Source organism: Vibrio sp. 10N.222.52.B7 (assembly GCF_041474275.1).
Lineage (GTDB): Bacteria > Pseudomonadota > Gammaproteobacteria > Enterobacterales > Vibrionaceae > Vibrio > Vibrio crassostreae_C.
Genome location: NZ_JBFRTU010000192.1, coordinates 1 through 267, shown reverse-complemented (window position 1 = coordinate 267; position 267 = coordinate 1). Strand labels below are relative to the sequence as shown.

Here is a 267-nt window from a genome sequence, read left to right as displayed (position 1 = left end):
AACTGATACTGGTGAGACCTACTCTTTCGGCCGATTGGCTTCAGTCCAAAATGACATTCTTCATCCTAACGGCACGTATTCTGCTGTTTCTCACTATCGCTATGAGTTGGATAGCGATGTCCTTGAAGAACACGAAGAGCTGACCTGTCACGACAATACGAAAACCAATCTTGCGGTTGGGCACTACCTTGATATTGGAGAACTCGCGCGTCATGTCGATTCAGACGGAGTTAGCTGTGCATTTACTTATGATTCGCTTCGTAGAAC

Annotated in this window: 1 protein-coding gene; it reads left to right on the top strand. The window is 46.1% G+C overall.

What is annotated here, in order from left to right; all coding sequences use genetic code 11:
• A partial coding sequence (locus AB4512_RS22285) for a hypothetical protein (protein ID WP_372175714.1) occupies positions 1 to 267 on the top strand: 267 nt, incomplete at both ends.